This is a genomic window from Streptomyces prasinopilosus, assembly GCF_001419695.1.
GTDB lineage: Bacteria > Actinomycetota > Actinomycetes > Streptomycetales > Streptomycetaceae > Streptomyces > Streptomyces prasinopilosus.
The window spans coordinates 16,068-16,317 of record NZ_LIRG01000376.1; the positions used below are offsets into that span (position 1 = coordinate 16,068).

The window sequence follows — 250 nt, forward strand, 5'->3', positions numbered from 1 at the left end:
CCGGTACCCGTCCCCGGAGCTCCGGGCTCCGCGCGCTACGGCCCGCGGCCTTCGGCGCGGATCCCACCGGTGAGCGCATGGCGCGCATCCGCAGCTCCCCGCACTACCGGGACGGGGTGTTCCAGAACCCCGAAGGCCCCACCCGGCTCCGGCCCCGGGGCTCGGCCCGGGACCTGACGAAGACCTACCTCGACAAGGAGACCCGGTCCCGCCGCACCCCGCACGGAACCCCGCCGGTGCACTCCACCAC

1 pseudogene is annotated in these 250 nt (G+C 76.0%); it reads left to right on the forward strand.

Features of this window, described 5'->3' with window-relative positions:
• Positions 1–250, forward strand: a pseudogene (locus AOK18_RS34395) (MBL fold metallo-hydrolase); the annotation flags it as partial.